The organism is Streptomyces sp. NBC_01017 (genome assembly GCF_045162795.1).
In the GTDB taxonomy this organism is placed as follows: Bacteria; Actinomycetota; Actinomycetes; order Streptomycetales; family Streptomycetaceae; genus Streptomyces; species Streptomyces machairae.
Map to the genome: position 1 here is coordinate 6,371,960 of NZ_CP108683.1, position 20,672 is coordinate 6,392,631.

The 20,672-nt window shown below is 69.4% G+C and carries 18 protein-coding genes, 1 tRNA gene, 1 pseudogene and 1 riboswitch; of the genes and pseudogenes, 12 read left to right on the top strand and 8 right to left on the bottom strand.

Going from position 1 to position 20,672, the window contains the following annotated elements:
- The first annotated feature begins 145 nt into the window (after positions 1-145).
- The 6 genes from OG331_RS29285 to OG331_RS29310 all read left to right on the top strand — a co-directional run bounded on the left by OG331_RS29285 (position 146) and on the right by OG331_RS29310 (position 6,099).
- On the top strand, positions 146-1,198 hold the full coding sequence (locus tag OG331_RS29285; RefSeq protein ID WP_406201615.1) for a transglycosylase family protein: 1,053 nt from the start codon (positions 146-148) through the stop codon (positions 1,196-1,198).
- A 206-nt stretch (positions 1,199-1,404) separates the two neighbouring features.
- Positions 1,405-1,604: riboswitch (cyclic di-AMP (ydaO/yuaA leader) on the top strand.
- A 4-nt stretch (positions 1,605-1,608) separates the two neighbouring features.
- Positions 1,609-2,292, top strand: a complete 684-nt coding sequence (locus tag OG331_RS29290; RefSeq protein WP_406201617.1) for a transglycosylase family protein — start codon at positions 1,609-1,611, stop codon at positions 2,290-2,292.
- Positions 2,293-2,607: 315 nt separating this feature from the next.
- A complete protein-coding gene (gene eno, locus OG331_RS29295; protein ID WP_362384715.1) occupies positions 2,608-3,888 on the top strand; it encodes a phosphopyruvate hydratase in 1,281 nt (426 codons plus the stop codon).
- A gap of 116 nt (positions 3,889-4,004) precedes the next feature.
- A complete protein-coding gene (locus OG331_RS29300; RefSeq protein ID WP_406201620.1) occupies positions 4,005-4,481 on the top strand; it encodes a septum formation initiator family protein in 477 nt (158 codons plus the stop codon).
- Between the two features lie 56 nt (positions 4,482-4,537).
- The gene (locus tag OG331_RS29305) at positions 4,538-5,149 is read left to right on the top strand and encodes a DUF501 domain-containing protein (RefSeq protein ID WP_406201622.1); all 612 of its coding nucleotides are present in this window, start codon (positions 4,538-4,540) and stop codon (positions 5,147-5,149) included.
- Positions 5,146-6,099, top strand: coding sequence for an exopolyphosphatase (locus tag OG331_RS29310; RefSeq protein WP_406201624.1), 954 nt, complete (start codon positions 5,146-5,148; stop codon positions 6,097-6,099). The genes OG331_RS29305 and OG331_RS29310 overlap by 4 nt, the downstream gene beginning before the upstream one ends.
- 118 nt (positions 6,100-6,217) lie before the next feature.
- Here the strand turns inward: OG331_RS29310 and OG331_RS29315 are convergent, their stop codons facing one another.
- Positions 6,218-6,436, bottom strand: coding sequence for a hypothetical protein (locus tag OG331_RS29315; protein WP_328881168.1), 219 nt, complete (start codon positions 6,434-6,436; stop codon positions 6,218-6,220).
- A 548-nt stretch (positions 6,437-6,984) separates the two neighbouring features.
- Between OG331_RS29315 and OG331_RS29320 the strand changes: the two genes are divergently transcribed.
- Both OG331_RS29320 and OG331_RS29325 read left to right on the top strand, forming a co-directional pair.
- Positions 6,985-8,373 carry an NAD(P)/FAD-dependent oxidoreductase gene (locus OG331_RS29320; protein ID WP_328881169.1) on the top strand — a complete coding sequence of 463 codons (1,389 nt, stop codon included), beginning with the start codon at positions 6,985-6,987 and terminating at the stop codon, positions 8,371-8,373.
- Between the two features lie 214 nt (positions 8,374-8,587).
- A complete protein-coding gene (locus OG331_RS29325; RefSeq protein WP_406201628.1) occupies positions 8,588-9,901 on the top strand; it encodes a class I SAM-dependent methyltransferase in 1,314 nt (437 codons plus the stop codon).
- 83 nt (positions 9,902-9,984) lie between these two features.
- Here OG331_RS29325 and OG331_RS29330 read toward each other — a convergent pair whose 3' ends face one another.
- Both OG331_RS29330 and OG331_RS29335 read right to left on the bottom strand, forming a co-directional pair.
- Positions 9,985-12,519 (bottom strand): ABC transporter permease, encoded by a 2,535-nt coding sequence (locus OG331_RS29330; protein WP_406201631.1) that lies wholly within the window; start codon positions 12,517-12,519, stop codon positions 9,985-9,987.
- A complete protein-coding gene (locus tag OG331_RS29335) occupies positions 12,519-13,289 on the bottom strand; it encodes an ABC transporter ATP-binding protein (protein ID WP_406201634.1) in 771 nt (256 codons plus the stop codon). The genes OG331_RS29330 and OG331_RS29335 overlap by 1 nt, the downstream gene beginning before the upstream one ends.
- 393 nt (positions 13,290-13,682) lie before the next feature.
- Between OG331_RS29335 and OG331_RS29340 the strand changes: the two genes are divergently transcribed.
- The 3 genes from OG331_RS29340 to OG331_RS29350 all read left to right on the top strand — a co-directional run bounded on the left by OG331_RS29340 (position 13,683) and on the right by OG331_RS29350 (position 16,199).
- Positions 13,683-13,766: transfer RNA gene (locus tag OG331_RS29340), tRNA-Leu, on the top strand.
- Positions 13,767-13,915: 149 nt separating this feature from the next.
- Entirely contained in the window at positions 13,916-15,091 is a 1,176-nt protein-coding gene (locus OG331_RS29345; protein WP_406201636.1) for a 4-hydroxybenzoate 3-monooxygenase, read from the top strand.
- A gap of 214 nt (positions 15,092-15,305) precedes the next feature.
- Complete coding sequence (locus tag OG331_RS29350; RefSeq protein WP_406201639.1) at positions 15,306-16,199, top strand: Bax inhibitor-1/YccA family protein; 894 nt, start codon at positions 15,306-15,308, stop codon at positions 16,197-16,199.
- Positions 16,200-16,264: 65 nt separating this feature from the next.
- Here OG331_RS29350 and OG331_RS29355 read toward each other — a convergent pair whose 3' ends face one another.
- A complete protein-coding gene (locus tag OG331_RS29355) occupies positions 16,265-16,495 on the bottom strand; it encodes a DUF4287 domain-containing protein (protein WP_030049879.1) in 231 nt (76 codons plus the stop codon).
- 94 nt (positions 16,496-16,589) lie between these two features.
- Between OG331_RS29355 and OG331_RS29360 the strand changes: the two genes are divergently transcribed.
- Positions 16,590-16,901, top strand: coding sequence for a hypothetical protein (locus OG331_RS29360; RefSeq protein ID WP_406201641.1), 312 nt, complete (start codon positions 16,590-16,592; stop codon positions 16,899-16,901).
- 87 nt (positions 16,902-16,988) lie between these two features.
- Here OG331_RS29360 and OG331_RS29365 read toward each other — a convergent pair whose 3' ends face one another.
- The 4 genes and pseudogenes from OG331_RS29365 to OG331_RS29380 form a co-directional block, all read right to left on the bottom strand.
- Positions 16,989-17,771 (bottom strand): hypothetical protein, encoded by a 783-nt coding sequence (locus OG331_RS29365; RefSeq protein WP_328884421.1) that lies wholly within the window; start codon positions 17,769-17,771, stop codon positions 16,989-16,991.
- Between the two features lie 295 nt (positions 17,772-18,066).
- Complete coding sequence (locus OG331_RS29370; protein WP_406201643.1) at positions 18,067-19,287, bottom strand: acetyl-CoA C-acetyltransferase; 1,221 nt, start codon at positions 19,285-19,287, stop codon at positions 18,067-18,069.
- A 155-nt stretch (positions 19,288-19,442) separates the two neighbouring features.
- Positions 19,443-19,589: pseudogene (locus OG331_RS29375) on the bottom strand (SGNH/GDSL hydrolase family protein); the annotation flags it as partial.
- Between the two features lie 28 nt (positions 19,590-19,617).
- Positions 19,618-20,652 carry a GDSL-type esterase/lipase family protein gene (locus OG331_RS29380; protein ID WP_391398836.1) on the bottom strand — a complete coding sequence of 345 codons (1,035 nt, stop codon included), beginning with the start codon at positions 20,650-20,652 and terminating at the stop codon, positions 19,618-19,620.
- Positions 20,653-20,672: the final 20 nt, after the last annotated feature.

Here is a 20,672-nt window from a genome sequence, read left to right on the forward strand (position 1 = left end):
TGACACGCGCTCAATTCTGTGATCTTCACGTGATCTACGCGGCATTAACTTGTGACAAGTGATCGAATGCCTATACGTTCACGGATCAACGACGGCGCCAGGTTTCACGCGCCGCGGTCAATGCTGTCTCGTGAAAGGTCCCCGCATGCTCTCCGGGAACGGTCGTCACCGTCGCCCCCGTCAGGCGCCGGCTCTCCTCGTCGCGGCCGGAGTGACCGGGTCCGCCATCGCCATCCCGCTGCTCGGCGCCGCGAGCGCGAGCGCCGCCGACGGCACCGTGTGGGACAAGGTGGCCGAGTGTGAGAGCGGTGGCTCCTGGAGCACGGACGAGGGCAACGGGCGCTACGGCGGACTGCAGCTGACCCAGGACGACTGGGAGCAGTACGGCGGCCTCGACTACGCCCCGCGCCCCGACCTGGCGAGCCGTTCCCAGCAGATCGCCGTGGCGCAGGAGATCCTCGCCGACCAGGGAACCAAGCCCTGGGGCACGTGTGCGGTGCTCAACGGGCTCACCCCGAAGAACGGCTTGGTCGACCTCGACACCGGAGTGGACGATGACTCGCCCTCCACAGTGTCCGGGTCATCCGGCTTGCTTGATTCGTCCGGCTCGTCGGGTTCGTCTAATTCGTCCGATTCCTCGGGTTCCTCGAACTCGTCGGCCCCGACCGACGACTCGTCGAGCTCGTCGAGTGAATCCCCCGGCGCTTCGTCCGAATCGCCCCGGGATTCATCCTCTTCCCCCTCTTCCCCCTCTTCTTCCCCTTCTTCGTCTTCGCCCTCTTCGTCGTCCAAGGCGGACAGCTCCGCGAAGCCCGATGCGTCACCCGACGCCAAGGCCTCGAAGTCGCCCGACAGCTCCCCCGTGGAGACCTCGGACGGGGACAATCAGGACAACTGGGTGCAAGATGTGGGCGCCTGGAGCCTCGTCGACACCGGCGCGCTCACCGGCGAGGAGGCCGGCTCCGGTCGGCACCGCGGGCCCAGCGCCGACGAGAGCGAGACGGTGGACCCGGCCCCCGAGTCCTCCGGTCGCCACGCCTCGTACAAGGTCCGCGCCGGCGACACTCTGGCCTCCATCGCCGACTCCCTTGACCTCGACGGCGGGTGGCGGGCGCTGTACGACGCGAACAAGGGCGCCATCGGCGGCAACGCGAACGACATCGTCCCCGGTCAGACCCTGGACGTCCCCGTCGAATAAGGGCCGAACGGGGCGAAAAGCAGCGGGAGTTCGCGCCACCTTTCGCACCTGAATGTCCGTTTTGGATGCAGTGAGAGATAGATCTCAGAAGCCCTGATCGTCTTTGTAATTCCGGGAATCGGGTGTCTACGGTCGTGATCGCTCGTCACCGCGAGCCCCGGCTGCCGCAACGCCGAATCCTGCCAGCGGCCGCACGGGAACAGTCGTCGCGTCAAGCGCCGTAGGCAGGAGCGGGGGACCCAAGGTAAGCGCCGGGTCCGGCAGTTGAGGCCCTTCGGGGCCGCACGGCCGGAGTCGGCTTGGGGTGAAGCCGCGCTACGCGAGCCGAAAGGCGGACGAGCGCGGCCGGGCAACTCAACCGGCCCGAACCCGACAGCTCACCTCGCAGGCGTCGGTGAGGGGATCCAACCATGCTGTTTTCCAGCAAGGGCAAGCACCGTCGTCCGTCCAAGGCCGCCCGCGCCATAGCCGTCGTCGGCGTCACCGGCGCCGCCGCCGTCGCCGCCCCGCTGATGGCGGCCGGCAGCGCCTCCGCCGCCACCGCCTCCGAGTGGGACGCCGTCGCCCAGTGCGAGGCCGGCGGCAACTGGTCCATCAACACCGGCAACGGCTACTACGGCGGCCTGCAGTTCTCCGCCTCCACCTGGGCCGCGTACGGCGGCACGGCGTACGCCTCCACCGCCGACCAGGCCAGCAAGGCCCAGCAGATCGAGATCGCCGAGAAGGTTCTCGCGGGCCAGGGCAAGGGTGCCTGGCCGAACTGCGGCACCGGCCTGTCGAGCGCCGCGTACAACGGCTCCGGGTCCTCGCAGAGCACCGAGGCCGCCCCTCGCGCCGCCGAGGAGCAGCCGGCCTCCCGCTCCGCCGAGCGTCCGGCGGCCGAGAAGAAGTCGACCAAGACCGTCACCACCCCGACCGGCAAGAAGGTCAAGAAGGGCGACGGCGAGTACAAGGTCGCCAAGGGTGACACCCTCAGCTCGATCGCCGAGAAGAAGAAGGTCAAGGGCGGCTGGGAGAAGCTGTTCCAGCTGAACAAGGACATCGTCGAGGACGCCGACCTGATCTACCCGGGTCAGCAGCTGCACCTGAAGTAATACGCGGCAGTAGCTGAACCGCAGTGCCCTCACATCCGTGGAACTCATCATGAAGACCTCGTGAGGGCCACCCCCGTCCCCACGGGCTCCCCGCTCCGGTGCGTGTTCCCCCGTACGCACCGGGGCGGGGCTTTTTCTTTCCCTGTAAGTCACCCACCCTTTGTTCCGGTAGGGAACAATGGGTACGGTTCGGTCCTGTCCACGGGACGGTCGGTCGGCTGCCGATGTCCCCGGGGCGGTTAGGCTCTAGTCGCAAGGCTCACAGCCCCGCACCACCAGCGACACAGTGCTTCACATCCCAAGAAGGAGATGCTCGTGCCGTCCATCGACGTCGTCGTAGCCCGGGAAATCCTGGACTCCCGAGGCAATCCCACGGTCGAGGTCGAGGTCGGCCTCGACGACGGCAGCACGGGTCGTGCTGCTGTTCCGTCCGGCGCTTCGACGGGCGCCTTCGAGGCCATCGAGCTCCGCGACGGCGACTCGAACCGTTACCTCGGCAAGGGCGTGGAGAAGGCTGTCCTCGCCGTCATCGAGCAGATCGGCCCGGAGCTGGTCGGCTACGACGCCACCGAGCAGCGCCTGATCGACCAGGCGATGTTCGACCTGGACGCCACCGACAACAAGGGCTCCCTCGGCGCCAACGCCATCCTCGGCGTCTCCCTCGCCGTCGCCCACGCCGCCTCCGAGGCCAGCGACCTCCCGCTGTTCCGCTACCTGGGCGGCCCGAACGCGCACCTGCTGCCGGTGCCGATGATGAACATCCTGAACGGTGGCTCGCACGCCGACTCCAACGTGGACATCCAGGAGTTCATGATCGCCCCGATCGGCGCGGAGTCCTTCTCCGAGGCCCTGCGCTGGGGCGCCGAGGTCTACCACACGCTGAAGAAGGTCCTGAAGAGCAAGGGTCTGGCCACCGGCCTCGGCGACGAGGGCGGCTTCGCCCCGAACCTCGGCTCCAACCGCGAGGCCCTCGACCTCATCCTTGAGGCGGTCAAGGAGGCCGGCTACACCCCCGGCGAGCAGATCGCCCTCGCGCTCGACGTCGCCGCGTCCGAGTTCTACAAGGACGGCGTCTACACCTTCGAGGGCAAGGAGCGCTCGGCCGCCGAGATGACCGAGTACTACGCGGAGCTCGTCGACGCGTACCCGCTCGTCTCCATCGAGGACCCGCTGTTCGAGGACGACTGGGACGGCTGGAAGACCATCACCGACAAGCTCGGTGACAAGGTCCAGCTCGTCGGCGACGACCTGTTCGTCACCAACCCCGAGCGTCTGGCCCGCGGCATCGACGAGGGCGCCGCCAACGCCCTGCTGGTGAAGGTGAACCAGATCGGCTCGCTCACCGAGACCCTGGACGCCGTCGAGCTGGCCCAGCGCAGCGGCTTCAAGTGCATGATGTCCCACCGCTCCGGCGAGACCGAGGACGTCACCATCGCCGACCTGGCCGTCGCCACCAACTGCGGCCAGATCAAGACCGGCGCCCCGGCCCGCTCCGAGCGCGTCGCCAAGTACAACCAGCTGCTGCGCATCGAGGAGATCCTCGACGACGCGGCGGTGTACGCCGGCCGCAGCGCGTTCCCGCGCTTCAAGGGCTGAGCCGCTGAGCCGCTGAGCCCCAACCTGGGGTGAGGCTTAGCCAGTCGTACGTACGTCCCCGTACTCGGTCCCGTACCGTGTGCGGGGACGTACGCATGTGAAACGGGAGGCGGGACATGGCCGTCAAGGATCGGGACCGGTTCTCCACCGCGACCAGGATCCGGTTGCTCGGCGAGCAGACGGCGGCCCGTGTCTACCGCTCCCAGACGAAGCGGCAGGCCCGGCGCTCCAGGCTCACCGGACGCGCCGCGCTGCTCGCGCTGGTCGTCTGCACCATGGTCGTCGCCCTCGCCTACCCGATAAGGCAGTACGTCTCCCAGCGCGCCGAGATCGCGGACATGCAGCAGGAGAAGGAAGACGCCGCACAGCGGGTCGAGCAACTGCGCGACGTCAAGGCACGCTGGCAGGACGACGCCTACGCCGAGCAGCAGATCCGGCTGCGGCTGCATTATGTGATGCCGGGGGAGACCGGCTACATCGTGATCGACCCGGACGCGGCCAAGCAGTCGCGCGCCGAGCTGGGTGCGGCCGACCGCCCCTGGTACGCGAACATCTGGGACGGGGTCGACAAGGCCGACGCGTCCCGGCAGTGAACCGATCGTCCGGACCGGTCGAGAGACCGCCGACGAGAACAGACAGAAAGACAGGCATGGAAACCGCCCCGCCGCCCACCCCGCGCACCGAGCCCACCGACGCGGACGTCGAGGCCTTCAAGCAGCAGCTCGGGCGTCCCCCGCGCGGGCTGCGCGCGATCGCGCACCGGTGCCCGTGCGGGCAGCCGGACGTCGTCGAGACGGCCCCGCGGCTGCCCGACGGCACGCCCTTCCCGACGCTGTACTACCTGACGTGCCCGAAGGCGTCGTCGGCGATCGGCACGCTGGAGGCGAACGGCGTGATGAAGGAGATGACCGCGCGGCTGGAGTCCGACCCGGAGCTGGCCGCGGCGTATCGCTCGGCGCACGAGGACTACATCCGGCGGCGCGACGAGATCGAGGAGCTGACGGGCTTTCCGAGCGCGGGCGGTATGCCGGACCGGGTGAAGTGTCTGCACGTGCTGGTCGCGCACTCGCTGGCCGCGGGGCCCGGTGTCAATCCGCTGGGGGACGAGGCCATCGCGATGCTGCCGCAGTGGTGGAGCAAGGGCGCGTGCGTGACGCTCCCCGAGAAGTCCGGGGCGTCCGGGAACTCCGGGGCGTCCGGGAACTCCGAGGCGTCCGGGAACTCCGAGGCGTCCGGGAAGTCCGAGGAGGACGGCCGGTGACCCGCGTCGCAGCCATCGACTGCGGTACGAACTCCATCCGGCTCCTCGTCGCCGACGTCGACCCGCAGACCGGGGAACTCGTCGACCTGGACCGCCGTATGACCATCGTGCGGCTCGGCCAGGGCGTCGACCGCACGGGGCGGCTCGCGCCCGAGGCGCTGGAGCGGACCTTCGCCGCCTGCCGTGACTACGCGGCGATCATCAAGGAGCACGGCGCCGAGCGGCTGCGGTTCGTCGCCACGTCGGCCTCCCGCGACGCCGAGAACCGGGACGAGTTCGTCCGCGGGGTCATGGACATCCTGGGCGTCGAGCCCGAGGTCGTCACCGGGGACCAGGAGGCCGAATTCTCCTTCACGGGCGCGACGAAGGAGCTCGTGGGGCGCGAGGACCTGCACCGCCCCTACCTCGTCGTGGACATCGGCGGCGGGTCGACCGAGTTCGTCGTCGGCGAGGAGCACGTCCGCGCGGCGCGCTCCGTGGACGTCGGCTGCGTGCGGATGACCGAGCGCCATCTGGTCCGCGACGGCGTCGTCTCCGACCCGCCCTCCGAGGAGCAGATCGCCGCGATGCGGGCCGACATCGAGGCGGCCCTCGACCTGGCCGAGGAGACGGTGCCGCTGCGCGAGGCCAGGACGCTGGTGGGGCTTGCCGGTTCGGTCACCACGGTGTCGGCGATCGCGCAGGACCTGCCCGAGTACGACTCGGCCCGCATCCACCACTCCCGGATCAGTCACGACCGGGTCCGCGAGATCACCGACTGGCTCCTGCACTCCACCCACGCCGAGCGCGCGGCCGTACCGTCCATGCACCCGGGGCGAGTTGACGTCATCGCGGCGGGCGCGCTGGTGCTGCTCGCGATCATGGAACGGATCGGCGCCGAGGAGGTCGTCGTCAGCGAGCACGACATCCTCGACGGCATCGCCTTCAAGGTGGCGGAGGCGGCCCGGTAGGGCGGACGTGGCCACTGAGCCGCGGGGCGCCCGCGGATGGCGCGAAGACGCGCGACGGCCCCGGTACCTCTCCATGAGGTACCGGGGCCGTCGCGTCAAAGCCCGTGCGGGCTGTCCGTCAGTTGCAGAGGAGGACGAGGAGGCCGCTGCACCCTCCGTCGTCGCCATGGCCGCCGTGGGCCGGACTGGACTGTACGGCAGTGGCGTTCATGGCGGCGGGTGCCGCTGTCGCAGTGGAAGCGGCAGCCGTACCCAACGCAAGGGCGATGCCGAGGGCAGCGCCGACCGAGACTATTCGCTTGGCAGCCCGCAGGGGCGCCTTCTGTGAGGTGATCATGGCTGCACGTTATGTGCCCTTCTGATCAATTTCGCGCGGAGTGTGGCCGACCGGGTGACGGTGCCTCAGATTGCCACCGCGGGGTGGTCCGGGGCTCGATTTATTACCGGTGGGTAGCTTTCGGTTGAGCAGGTCGGCTAGCGTATGAGCGCCCCCGAGGGGGGCTTTCGGGGCCCTCGTCGACCCGCCGCAGGAGCCCGCTCGAGAAAGTTCGTGAAGTTCTTCACAAGGAATTCGGCCCTGTCGGACCACAGATCGGTGTCGGTTGACCCTTCCGAGGGGTGAACAGCCCCTTGAACATGTTCAGATGGCCGGTGTAAAGAGGCTCTGGGAGCCGCTCGCCCGAGGGTGTTCCGGTCCGCTCACAGGGGCCCCGGAGGGATAGAGAGGCAGCTCACGCGGCATTGACAACGGGGCGTATCGCATCCCGGTTCCCGATCGTGACCATGACCTGCGTCACGCGGGCCGGGGAGTGTAGCACAGGGGCTGCAAGAGCTTGTGAAGGGGCGCACGAGCGACCCCCCTGGGGCAGGTGGATACTCGATGGCATGAGCACCACGGAGCGTCCCAGGATCCTCGTAGTAGGCGGTGGGTACGTAGGCCTGTACGCAGCTCGGCGCATCCTCAAGAAGATGCGCTACGGAGAGGCGACCGTCACGGTCGTCGACCCCCGGTCGTACATGACCTACCAGCCCTTCCTCCCCGAAACCGCCGCCGGCAGCATCTCCCCGCGCCACGTCGTCGTCCCGTTGCGACGCGTGCTGCCCAAGGCGGAGGTCCTCACCGGCCGGGTCACCACCATCGACCAGGACCGCAAGGTCGCCACGATCGCCCCGCTGGTGGGCGAGGCGTACGAGCTGCCTTTCGACTACCTGGTCATCGCGATGGGCGCGGTCTCCCGCACCTTCCCGATCCCCGGCCTCGCCGAGCAGGGCATCGGTATGAAGGGCATCGAGGAGGCCATCGGCCTGCGCAACCACGTCCTTGAGCAGCTCGACAAGGCCGACTCCACGACCGACGAGGAGATCCGCCGCAAGGCGCTCACCTTCGTGTTCATCGGCGGTGGCTTCGCGGGTGCGGAGACCATCGGCGAGGTCGAGGACATGGCCCGCGACGCGGCGAAGTACTACACCAGCGTGTCCCGCGAGGACATGCGGTTCGTCCTCGTCGACGCCGCCGACAAGATCCTGCCCGAGGTCGGCCCGAAGCTCGGCCAGTACGGCAAGGAGCACCTGGAGGCCCGTGGCGTCGAGGTCTACCTCTCGACCTCCATGGACTCCTGCGTCGACGGCCACGTCGTGCTGAAGAACGGCCTCGAGGTCGACTCCAACACCATCGTGTGGACGGCCGGCGTCAAGCCGAACCCGGCCCTCACCCGCTTCGGTCTGCCGCTCGGCCCCCGCGGTCACGTCGACTGCGAGCCGTCCCTCCAGGTCAAGGGCACCGACTACATCTGGGCCGCCGGCGACAACGCCCAGGTCCCGGACCTCGTCGGCCGCAAGGCGGGCAACGAGAACGCCTGGTGCCCGCCGAACGCGCAGCACGCCCTGCGTCAGGCCAAGGTCCTCGGCGACAACGTGATCTCCGGTATGCGGGGCTTCCCGCAGAAGGACTACTCGCACGCCAACAAGGGTGCGGTGGCGGGCCTCGGCCTCCACAAGGGCGTGGCGATGATCGTCATGGGCAAGGTGAAGATCAAGCTCAAGGGCCGTCTCGCCTGGTACATGCACCGTGGCTACCACGGTATGGCGATGCCGACCTTCAACCGCAAGATCCGCGTCTTCGCCGACTGGACGCTCGGCATGTTCCTCAAGCGCGAGGTCGTGGCGCTGGGCGCGCTGGAGTCCCCGCGCGAGGAGTTCTACGAGGCCGCGAAGCCGGCCCCGGTCGCTCCCGCGAGCAACGCCGAGAAGGGCGAGAAGGCCAAGGCCTCCTGACCCCCGGTCACTTGAACGACCCCGAAGGGGGCCACCCGCCATCCGTGGTGCGGGCGGCCCCCTTCGGGCTGTCCGGGCGGTCGCCCGCGGTGCCGGGCGCGTACGCCTTCCCAGGGTTTGCCCAGCTGTAACGCGCGTGGGGGACTGCGCACGGGGCTTGCAGGTGTTTACGTGGTGTTGGACATTCCGGGATCCCATCACGGAGGTGTGCGCCATGCCAGACGCCGCGGTGCGGCTGAAGGGCCTGCTCGAACAGTTGCTGGGGGTTCCGCTCCCGGTGCGCATTCGCGCCTGGGACGGTTCGCAGGAGGGCCCGCCGGGCGCGCCGACCCTCGTCGTACGCAATCGCCGCGCCGTCAGGCGGCTGCTGTGGAAGCCCGGCGAGCTGGGACTGGCCCGGGCCTGGGTGGCCGGGGACCTCGACATCGAGGGCGACCTGTACACCGCCCTCGATCTGCTCGCGGGGCTCGTGTGGGAGCGCGGGGAGGATGCCCGCAGCCTGGCTCAGGCGCTCCGGGATCCCGACGTACGCGCCGCCGTCCGCGGCCTCGTCAAGCTCAGCGGTCTTCCGCTGCCGCCCGCGCCGCCTCCCGAGGAGGTGCGCCGGGCCCGCGCCCACCTGCACACCAAGCGCACCGACAGACGCGCGATCAGCCACCACTACGACGTCGGCAACGACTTCTACGAGATCGTCCTCGGCCCGTCCATGGTGTACTCCTGCGCCTACTGGCCCGCCCCGCCCCCGCACGGCACGCTTGAGGCCGCCCAGCACGACAAACTCGACCTCGTCTGCCGCAAGCTCGCCCTGCGGCCCGGCCTGCGGCTGCTCGACGTCGGCTGCGGCTGGGGCTCGATGGCGATGCACGCGGCCCGCGAGTACGGCGTGCGCGTCGTCGGCATCACCCTCTCCCAGGAGCAGGCGGCCTACGCCCGCAAGCGCATCGCCGACGAGGGCCTCACCGACAAGGTGGAGATCCGCGTACAGGACTACCGGGACGTCGGCGACGGGCCGTACGACGCCGTCTCCTCCATCGGCATGGCCGAACACGTCGGCGCCGAGCGGTACCTGGAGTACGCCGACGTACTGCACCGGCTGCTCAAGCCCGGCGGGCGGCTGCTCAACCACCAGATCGGGCGCCGTCCGCAGCGGGACGAATCCACGTACGAGGTGGACGAGTTCATCGACTCCTACGTCTTCCCCGACGGCGAGCTCCAGCCCATCGGCGTCACCGTCACCCAGCTGGAACGCGCCGGTTTCGAGGTGCGCGACGTCGAGTCGATCCGCGAGCACTACGCCCTGACGCTGCGCCGCTGGGTCGCCAACCTGGACGCCGACTGGTCCCGGGCCGTCAAGCTCACCAGCATCGGACGGGCCCGTGTCTGGCGGCTGTACATGGCCGCCTGCGCGCTCGCCTTCGAGCGCAACCGCATCGGCGTCAACCAGGTGCTGGCCATCAGGACACCCGACTCCGGTGACTCCGGGATGCCGCTGCGGGCCCGCACGTGGAGTGAGCCCGAGCTTCGCTGATCCGGCCGCAAGAGGTACGCAAGCCGAAGGGCCGGGCTCCCCGTGGTGGGGAAGCCCGGCCCTTCGGTGTGCCGGGGCTGGGGTCACTCGGTCTTGATCGCGTTCAGCATGTTCAGCCGCGCGGCGTTACGTGCCGGCCACAGCGCGGCGAGGACGCCCACCAGTCCGGCCAGCACCAGGAAGATCCCGATCCGGTCCCAGGGCAGGACCAGTCGGTAGCCCGGGATCTGCTCGGCGATGGTCTCGCCGATCGCCCAGCCGAGGAAGGAGCCGAGACCGATGCCGACCACCGCCCCGAACACCGAGATGACCACGGCCTCCAGCCGGACCATCCGCTTCACACGGCGCCGGTCGAGACCGATCGCACGCAGCATGCCGATCTCCTGCTGCCGTTCGAACACCGACATCGCGAGGGTGTTGACGACGCCCAGCACCGCGATGATCAGGGCCATCGCCAGCAGGCCGTACATGATGTTCAGCAGGGTGTTGATGGCCCCGCCGAACTCGTTGCGGATGTCCTGCTGGTCCATGACCTTGATCGCGGGGTTGTCGCCCAGCGCGTTGATCAGGGCCTTCTCGTTCGCCGCGGACTGGCCGCCGTCCACCTTCACGAAGATCTGCTGGATGTACGGCTGCACCTCGTGCGGGTTCACGACCTTCGTGTCCACGAGGACGGGCGAGAGGAACTCGCTGTCCTTGAAGACGGCGCCGACCTCGAGCTTGCCCTTCTTCTCGTCGTTGAACGTGACGGGGATGCTGTCGCCGGGCTTCCAGCCGTTGCTCTTGGCCGTCTTCTCGGCGACGGCGATCCGGCCCGCCGCGAGCGAATCGATGTTGCCGCTGACGACGTCGACGTTCAGGACCTGCTCGATGTCGCCCGGCGTGACCGCCGAAGCGGACACGAAGTCCTCGTCACCGAGCTGGAAGTAGACGCTCTGCTGCGGCGAGACCGCCGAGACTCCCTTGGCCTTCTCCAGCGCCGTCAGCGCGGACTGGTCGAGGTCCCCGCCGTTGGCCATCGAGACCATGTAGTCGGCCTTGATGTTGTCCGTGGTCATCTTGTCGATGGCCGTGCCGACCGTGATGCCGAGCACCGACAGGCCGGTCACCAGCGTCAGTCCGATCGCCAGCGCCGAGGCGGTGGCGCCGGTACGGCGCGGATTGCGGACCGCGTTCTGGCCGGCCAGCTTCCCGGCCACCCCGAACGGGCCGACGAGCAGCGGACGGACGAGCGCGATCACGGGCCGGGACAGCAGCGGGATCAGGATGATCACGCCGATCAGCGCGAAGAACGCCCCCGCCCCGATGGACATCCGGCCGCTCTCGCCGCCGGCCGAGGCACCCGCCACGATCCCGGCGGCGCCGAGGGCGGTGATGGCCGCGCCGATGGAGTTGCGCACCACCAGCGACTTGGTGGTGGCGATGGCGTGGACGCTGCTCATGGCCGCCACCGGCGGGATCTTCGCGGCCCGGCGGCCGGGCAGCCAGGCGGCGAACATCGTGATCAGCACACCGACGCCGATCGCGGCGAGCACCGGAGTGGCGGACAGGACCAGCGGGCCGTCCGGGATCTTCATTTCGAACGCGGCCATACCGGAGCGCAGCCCCATCGCCAGCCCGATGCCGAGGACGAAGCCGATCACCGACGCGACCAGGCCCACCACCGCGGCCTCGGCGAGCACCGAGCGGGTGATCTGCTTGCGCGACGCACCGACGGCGCGCATCAGGGCGATCTCCTTCGTGCGCTGGGCGACCAGCATCGTGAAGGTGTTGGAGATCAGGAAGATCCCGACGAAGAGCGCGATGCCCGCGAAGCCGAGCAGGACCTGCTTGAGCGAGCTCATCCCCTGTTCGATCTGCTCGGCCTGCTCGTCGGCGAGCGCCTGGCCGGTCTTGGCCTCGGCGGACTTCGGCAGCAGCGGCTTGACCGCGTCCAGGATCTTCGCGTCGTCCGCGCCGGGGGCGCCGGTGACGGTGGCGCTCTCGAAGTAGCCCGGCTTGAGGTACTGCTTCTGGGCGACGGCGGTGTCGAAGAGGACGAGGCTGCCGCCGGCGTTCACGGCGCCGTCCTCGGTGGTGAACACGCCGCTGAGGGTGTACTCCTTCACCGGCCCGTTGGTGGCGACCCGGACCCGGTCGCCTACCTGGTACTCGCCCTTGGTCGCGGACTCCTTGTCCAGGGCGATCTGATCGTCCTTCACCGGGCCCGAGCCGTCGGTGAACGTGTAGGCGGTGTCCTTGCCGTCCTTGCCGGGGGCGAAGTTGGAGCCCTTGTTGGACCAGCCGACGCCGATCAGCTTCCCGTCGGGGTCGGCGACTCCGGCGAAGCCTTCGACACGGCCGTAAGCGGCGTCGACGCCGTCCACCGCGGCGATCTTGTCGAGGGTCTTCCGGGAGAGGCCGGGCTCTTCCTTGGCGTCGTCGGGGTCGGCGTACGAGGTGATGGAGACGGCGACGTTGTCGTAGCTCTTCGCCGACTGGTTGCGGAAGGCGTTGGAGAGGGTGTCGGCGAAGACCAGGGTGCCGGAGACGAACGCGACGCCGAGCATGACGGCGAGCACGGTCATCAGGAGCCGGGCCTTGTGCGCCAGTACGTTGCGCAGGGCGGTGCGGAACATCAGCTGGTGCGGCCCTTCGCGTCGAACTGCTTCATGAAGTCGAGGACGTTGTCCGCGGTCGGCCGGTACATCTCGTCGACGATCCGGCCGTCGGCGAGGAAGACCACGCGGTCCGCGTATGCGGCGGCCACCGGGTCGTGCGTGACCATCACGACGGTCTGCCCCAACTCCCGTACGGAGTTGCGCAGGAAGCCCAGCACCTCGGCGCCCGAGCGCGAGTCGAGGTTTCCGGTGGGCTCGTCGCCGAAGATGATCTCGGGCTTGGATGCCAGGGCGCGGGCGACGGCGACGCGCTGCTGCTGGCCGCCGGAGAGCTGTGCGGGGCGGTGGCTGAGGCGGTCGGCGAGGCCGACCATCCGGATGACCGAGTCCAGCCACTGCTTGTCGGGCTTGCGGCCCGCGATGTCCATCGGGAGGGTGATGTTCTCCAGGGCCGTCAGCGTCGGCAGCAGGTTGAACGCCTGGAAGATGAAGCCGATCTTGTCCCGGCGCAGCTTGGTCAGCTGCTTGTCCTTCAGGGAGCCGAGCTCGGTGTCGCCGATGCGTACCGAACCGGAGGAGAAGGTGTCCAGGCCGGCCACGCAGTGCATCAGCGTGGACTTGCCGGAGCCGGACGGGCCCATGATCGCGGTGAACTCGGCCTGCCGGAACTCGACGGTGACCCGGTCCAGGGCGACCACCTGGGTCTCGCCCTGTCCGTAGATCTTCGACAGATCCGTGGCACGCGCGGCCACGGAGGTGGCCCGGCCGGCGATGGATGCGGTGGTCACGAGAAGGCACTCCTGAGGGACGACGGTGTGTACGAGGGGACGTCGTCCATCCTCCCGGCCGAATCGCGCCGTGTAGTCAGTCGCTGTTCCGGTTCCGAAGGCAGTCTGCGGATGGACCGGACCCCGCCGCGTCATACCTGAGGATGACGAGGACCCCTGACGGCCGCTCGCGTCAAGAACAGGTGGAGCGTCCTCGTTCGGACGGTGAAATTCCGTCATTCCGTATGCGCCGTCGACTGGCGCACGTAAGGCTATTGGCAAGTGCTGATGGCGTGTTCCGTGGGCTGATGCACCCTCAGACGTCAATAAAATAAGACAACATCGGTCCGCCCGTCCGCTGTTCGGGGGATGTATCCCGATAGGCTCGGAACCTCGATGCGGAGCCCATGGCCTGCCCAGATGGTGGAATGCAGACACGGCGAGCTTAAACCTCGCTGCCCCTTCGCGGGCGTGCCGGTTCAAGTCCGGCTCTGGGCACCTTCCGACGTTCTTCTTCCCTCCGAGCTTCCTGCAAGCTCCCTTCAAGACTTCACCGAACCGTTGACAGCGGGCGGGTGCGGTCGGAGACTCGCGTCAGAAGATGGTGAATGAAGTTTCACCTGGCGAACAGCGAAGGAAGGCGACCGATGCGCACCACCGTCGGCATCATCGGAGCGGGCCCGGCCGGCCTCCTCCTCGCCCGTCTGCTCCACAACGCCGGCATCGACTCGGTCGTCCTGGAGAGCCGCGACCGCGCCTATGTCGAACACCGCCAGCGCGCCGGGATCCTGGAGCAGGGCACGGTGGACGTGCTGCGCGCGGCCGGCGCCGGAGAGCGCATGGACCGCGAAGGCCTCGGGCACGACGGCATCGAGCTGCGGTTCGCCGGCAAGCGCCACCGCGTCGACTTCCCCGCACTCACCGGTGGCCGGTCGGTGATGGTCTACGCCCAGACCGAGGTCTGCAAGGACCTCATCGCCCTCCAACTGAAGGAGGGCGGCCCGCTGCTGTTCGAGGCGGAGGCGCTCGCGGTGGAGGGCGCGGACACCGACACCCCGCGCGTGCGCTACCGGCACGAGGGGCGCGAGGACGTCCTGGAGTGCGATTACCTCGTCGGCTGCGACGGTTTCTGGGGCGTGTCCCGCAAGGCGATCCCCGCCGAGCTGACCCGGGTCTTCGAGCGGACGTACCCCTTCGGCTGGCTCGGCATCCTCGCCGACGTGCCGCCCTCCCACGACGAACTGGTCTACGCCCGCCACGACCGAGGCTTCGCCCTGCTCTCCATGCGCTCCTCGTCGGTCTCCCGCCTCTACCTCCAGGTGCCGGACGGCACCGACGCCGAGCACTGGGGCGACGACGAGATCTGGGCGGAGCTGGAACACCGCTTCGAGACGGACGACGACTGGCGGCTCCGGCGCGGCCCGATCACCCAGAAGTCCGTCACCCCCATGCGCTCCTACGTCCACGAACCCATGCGGTACGGCCGCCTGTTCCTGGCCGGTGACGCGGCACACATCGTGCCGCCCACGGGTGCGAAGGGGCTGAATCTGGCCGTCGGGGACGTCGTCACCTTCGCGCGCGCACTGACGTATCAGCGGGAGACGGGTTCGGCGGAGCTGCTCGACGCCTACTCCGAGACCTGTCTGCGCCGCGTCTGGCAGGCCGAGCGGTTCTCGTACGACATGACGACGCTGCTGCACCGGGCCCCCGGCGCAACGCCGTTCGAGGACCGGCTCCAGCTGGCCCGACTGGAGCGGATCGCGTCGTCGCGGGCCGCCGAGACGGACCTGGCCGAGGGGTACACGGGCTTTCCGTTCGGGTGAGCGCCGGTGCGGGCCGGGGGAGTGATCTCCGACGGGTTCCGGCCACGTCCCAGGTTGGTCATGAATGATCCCGTCCATGGCCGGGAATCACCCAGCCGCGTACCGTGTTGCGCAGCACGAAGAGGGAAAGATCCTCCGCAGGTATTAGGATCGATCCTTTGCCAACCTATTACTCTTGAGCCAAGGCCACGCACGGTGGCCATGGAGGAGTGAAATGAGGAGCAGCAACCCGGTCTTCTCGCGACGGGGGTTCAGCCGCGACAACGGCTACGCGGGCTTCAACACCGCGCCGCAGGCCGGGGGCGCCGCAGTCGGCACGCAGGGCAACCCGTATGCCCAGCCGGCCGGCAACCCGTACGCGCAGAACCCTTACGCCCAGACGGACCTTCAGCACGGCGCACCGCCGCAGGCCCCGGCCACCACCGGCCGGATGACGATGGACGACGTCATCCTGCGCACGGGCACCACGCTCGGCACCCTGATCGTCACAGCGGCCCTCGCCTGGGTGCTGCTGCCCGTCGACGACGCGAACATCAGCCGGTCGTACGGCATCGCCATCGTCGCCGGTCTGATCGGCATGGTTCTGGCGCTCGTCCAGTCCTTCAAGCGCAAGGCCTCGCCCGCGCTGATCCTGTCCTACGCCGCGCTCGAGGGCGTGTTCCTCGGCGTCGTCTCCAGCGTCGTCGACAGCCGCATCGCCAGCGGTGCGGCCATGCAGGCGGTGATCGGCACGATGGCGGTGTTCGCCGCCGTGCTGGTCGCGTACAAGGCGGGCTGGATCCGCGTCAACCGGCGCTTCGTCGGCTTCGTGATGGCGGCCGCGCTCGGCTTCATCCTGCTCATGGCGGTCAACCTGCTGTTCGCCGTCTTCGGCGGCGGTGACGGCCTCGGGTTCCGCAGCGGCCCGCTCGGCATCGTGTTCGGCATCGTCGGCATCCTGCTCGGCGCCTGCTTCCTCGCCCTGGACTTCAAGCAGGTGGAGGACGGCCTCGCCTACGGCGCGCCGCGCGAGGAGGCCTGGCTCGCCGCCTTCGGCCTCACGCTGACGCTGGTGTGGATCTACATGGAGTTCCTGAGGCTCATCTCGATCCTCAACAGCAGCGACTAGTCTGCGACGGCTTTGCAGCAAAGGGCCCCGGGATCATTCCGGGGCCCTTCGTCGTGTGTGCGCGCCTAGAGGAATTTGCGCGCCGCCCTCCTCAGGTCGTACTCGTGGACGATCGCCTTCGCGTGGCCGTACGCGAGGTCGTATTCGTGGCGAAGCCAGCTGACCTTCTCCTCGAAGCGGACGAGGGCCGGGCCTTCTTCTACCGTGCGGAGCCAGTCGGAGACTTCACGACCGGTGCAGTGGGGGATGCGGGCGAGCATGTTGCGGTGGGTCTCCTCGGAGAGGACGTGGGACATCGGCGCCTCCGGACGCAAAGGGGATGTAAGCCGGTCCTTCAGGTCACCGTGCCTGAGCGTTCGCCCGTTGGCAACAGTCGCGTACGCTCACGGCGTGGTTGATACGACGCGTTTGACCCGAGCCGTAGATCACTTCGCCGACCGGTTGCGGGCGGCGCCGCAGAGCCGGCTGCAGAGAAGCGCGGCCGCGGAGGCACTGGCGCTGGCCAGGGAGTTGGCTCGGTGGGCGCAGGTTCTGGAGGCGCCCGGGGTTGAGCCTCGAGTGATGCCTGATGCCGGGATGTTCGCTGCGGCGGATCAGATCACCGTTGCCGTGCAGGACTTGGCAGTTGTTCTTGAGAGCGACGACCAGGTGTCCGAAGCCGTGCGGTTGGTGGAGGAGGCGCAGAAGAGGGCGGGCGTCTGAGCGTCGTCGGCGGCCGCGGGTGCGTGGGGGCCGGTCGCGCGGTTCCCCGCGCCCCTGAGGGCGTTGTGGTCCCCGGCGCCTCAGAGGCTAGAGGGACGCTATGACCCGGTCGGCCAGGATGTAGACGTTCTCCTCGCCGCACGCGAACGTCAGCGTGTACGCGCCCGAGACTCCCGAACCGCCCAGCAGTACCGGCGTCTCGCCCGCGCGCAGGGCCGTCGCGAGGCGTTCCGCCGTCTCGCGGTGGCCCGGGGTCATGCACAGGGTCGTGCCGTCCGCGAAGACGTAGACGTCGAGAGTGCCCAGCGGGCCCGGGCGGACGTCGGTCAGTTCGGTGGCGGAGGCGGCGAGGTCCTCAAGGGTGGCCACCGTGCGCTCGTGATCGTTCACGGCCGGTGAGGAGACCGGGACGAAGTCCGGGTGGGAGGGGTGCCGGCGGCGGGCCGCGGCCAGTTCGGGGGACTCCCCGGCGAACTCGTCGGCGTCCGCGGTCGACTCGGTCACCGGCTCCAGGTGCTCCAGGCCCGCGAAATCGGCCTGGCGGGGCAGGAACAGCTCACTGTCGGACAGGCCCAGCAGGGTGGGCGCGTCGCCGGCGTCACGGGACTCCTGGGCGGCCCAGAAGGCCCGCGCCTCGGCCAGCTCCCGCTCGCGCTCCTCGGCGAGTGCCTCGGCCACCGCGGCGCGTATCTCATCGGCGTCCGCGGAGAGGCGGGCCGGCGGGACGAGGCCGCGGGCCGAGCCCGCGTTGGTCCGAGCCAGCTCGGTGTGCAGGGCCGCGACCTGCCGGCGCAGCACCATGAGGGTGCGCAGGACGGCGACGCCCACGGCGCCGGTGGCGGCCGTGGTGAGCAGCAAGGCAATCGGCATGGCGCTCACTGACGTACTCCCGGTTCAAAGTCGACCCCCGACTTCCTACATCAGCTTGAAGGGCGGACTATCCAGCTGTCAGTGCGTAACGTCACCAAACGGACAGGACCTTGGGCCTGATGTTTAGCGGTGAACCGCTCTGACCTGCGTAAATCCCTCCGGCGAGGGAGATAGGTCACATCCTGGGGGAGATTGGATCACAAAACGGCCCAGAACCGCGGGGTTTCCCGGGTTCTGGGCCGAAGGCTCACACTGGGTCGTGAGTTGACTACCCAGGGGCTCGAAATGGCCGGTTTCAGCTCAGGCGCTCGATGACCATCGCCATTCCCTGGCCGCCGCCGACGCACATCGTCTCCAGACCGAACTGCTTGTCGTGGTGCTGGAGGGAGTTGATGAGCGTGGTGGTGATGCGGGCGCCGGTCATGCCGAAGGGGTGGCCGACGGCGATGGCGCCGCCGTTGACGTTCAGCTTGTCGATGTCGATGCCCAGGTCGCGGTAGGAGGGGATCACCTGGGCGGCGAACGCCTCGTTGATCTCGACCAGGTCGATGTCGTCGATGCCGAGACCGGCGCGGCGCAGGGCCTGCTGGGAGGCCTCCACCGGACCGAGGCCCATGATCTCGGGGGACAGGCCGGACACACCGGTGGAGACGATGCGGGCGAGCGGGGTGAGGCCGAGCTCGCGGGCCTTGGTGTCGGACATGATCACGAGCGCGGCGGCGCCGTCGTTGAGGGGGCAGCAGTTGCCGGCGGTGACGAGGCCGTCGGGGCGGAAGACCGGCTTGAGGCCCGCCACGCCCTCCATGGTGACGCCGGCGCGGGGGCCGTCGTCCTTGCTGACGACGGTGCCGTCGGGGAGGGTCACCGGGGTGATCTCGCGCTCCCAGAAGCCGTTCTTGATGGCTTCCTCGGCGAGGTTCTGCGAGCGGACGCCGAACTCGTCCAGCTCCTGGCGGGTGATGCCCTTCGCCCGGGCGAGGTTCTCGGCGGTCTGGCCCATGGCGATGTAAGGGTCGGGGACGAGCCCGTCCTCGCGCGGGTCGTGCCAGGTCGTGCCCTCCTGCTGGGCGACCTCGACGGTGCGGGCCTCCGCCTCCGCGAAGAGGGGGTTGTGCGTGTCGGGGAGGCTGTCGGAGTTGCCCTTGGCGAACCGGGAGACGGTCTCCACGCCGGCCGAGATGAAGACGTCGCCCTCGCCGGCCTTGATGGCGTGCAGGGCCATGCGGGAGGTCTGCAGGGACGAGGAGCAGTACCGGGTGACGGTGCAGCCCGGGAGGTGGTCCATGCCCATCTGTACGGCGACGATGCGGCCGAGGTTGTTGCCCTGCTCGCCGCCGGGGAGGCCGCAGCCGAGCATCAGGTCGTCGATGTCGCGCGGGTCCAGCTCGGGGACCTTGGCCAGCGCCGCCTGGATGATCGTGGCGGTGAGGTCGTCGGGGCGCAGGTCTTTGAGGGAGCCCTTGAAGGCGCGGCCGATGGGGGAGCGGGCGGTCGAGACGATCACGGCTTCGGGCATCACGGCTCCATTGGCATAACCGGGGGTCGGGCAGGGCTGTGAGGGAAGTTACCCGTACGTACCCATCGGGTCACGGGAATGGGCATGTGACCTTTGCCGCAACTTTCTAAGCGCTTGCTTGGGCTTCGGGGGGTGCGTCGTGGCGGGCCTCGTCCTCAGACGCCGGAGGGGCTGGGTGGTGTGGATGTCGGCTCGGCCTCCTGTACCCGCCGCCGGCGGCGTCGCTTGAGCAGGGCCCAGGGGCCTTTCGGGCCGGTCGGCATGGCTGCGGTGACTTCCGTGCCCGCCTCGGACGCGGCCTCCGGGGGTGCGTCGTGGCGGGCCTCGTCCTCAGACGCCGGAGGGGCTGGGTGGTGTGGATGTCGGCTCGGCTTCCTGTACCCGCCGCCGGCGGCGTCGTTTGAGCAGGGCCCAGGGGCCTTTCGGGCCGGTCGGCATGGCTGCGGTGACTTCCGTGCCCGCCTCGGACGCGGCCTCGGCTGCCGCGCGGGCCACCGGGAGGAAGCCCTCGCGGCGGGTGACGTCGGGGCGCTCCTCCTCCGCCGGCCACAGGCCCAGGGCCGCGCAGAGCGTCGGCAGGACCGCCATCGCCGCCGTGGCGTAGCCCTCCGCCGAGGGGTGGTAGTTGTCGGGGCCGAAGAGCTCGCGCGGGTTAGCCGCGAACTCCGGGCCCAGCAGGTCGCCCAGCGACACCGTGCGGCCGCCCTGTTCGACGACACCGATCGTCTGGGCGGCCGCCAGCTGGCGTGAGGCCCGTCTGGCGAGCCAGCGCAGCGGCTGCTGGACCGGTTCGATCGTGCCGAGGTCGGGGCAGGTGCCCACCACGACCTCCGCGCCGGCCGTGCGCAGGCGCCGTACGGCAGCGGACAGGTGGCGCACCGAGCGCGTGGCCGGCATGCGGTTCGTGACGTCGTTCGCGCCCACCATGATCACGCAGATGTCGGGCACCAGGGCCGGATCGGCGAGCACCAGGGCCACCTGGCGGTCCAGGTCGTCCGAGCGGGCGCCCGGCAGAGCCACGTTGCGCAGCACCACCTGGCGTTCGGCCACCGCCGCAAGACCCGACGCCAGCAGCGCCCCCGGTGTCTGCCCCGCCCGGTGCACGCCCTGCCCGGCCGCCGTGGAGTCGCCGAGGATCGTCAGGCGCAGAAGGGGTTCGCCCGGGGTGGCGTACAACCGGCCGTACCGGCCGTCGGCGTTCGGTACGTGGTTGCTCGTGCCGTTGCCCACGTGGCGCCGGGCCATCCGCACCTCGGCGAGGACCAGACCGACGGCCGCCGCCCCCGCCAGACCGATGCCGCCTCCGCCGTACGCGGCGCCCGCCGCGATCCGCCGTGCCACCCTCGCCCTCGACATGCTCGTCATGCGTCGCCGCCACCTCCTCA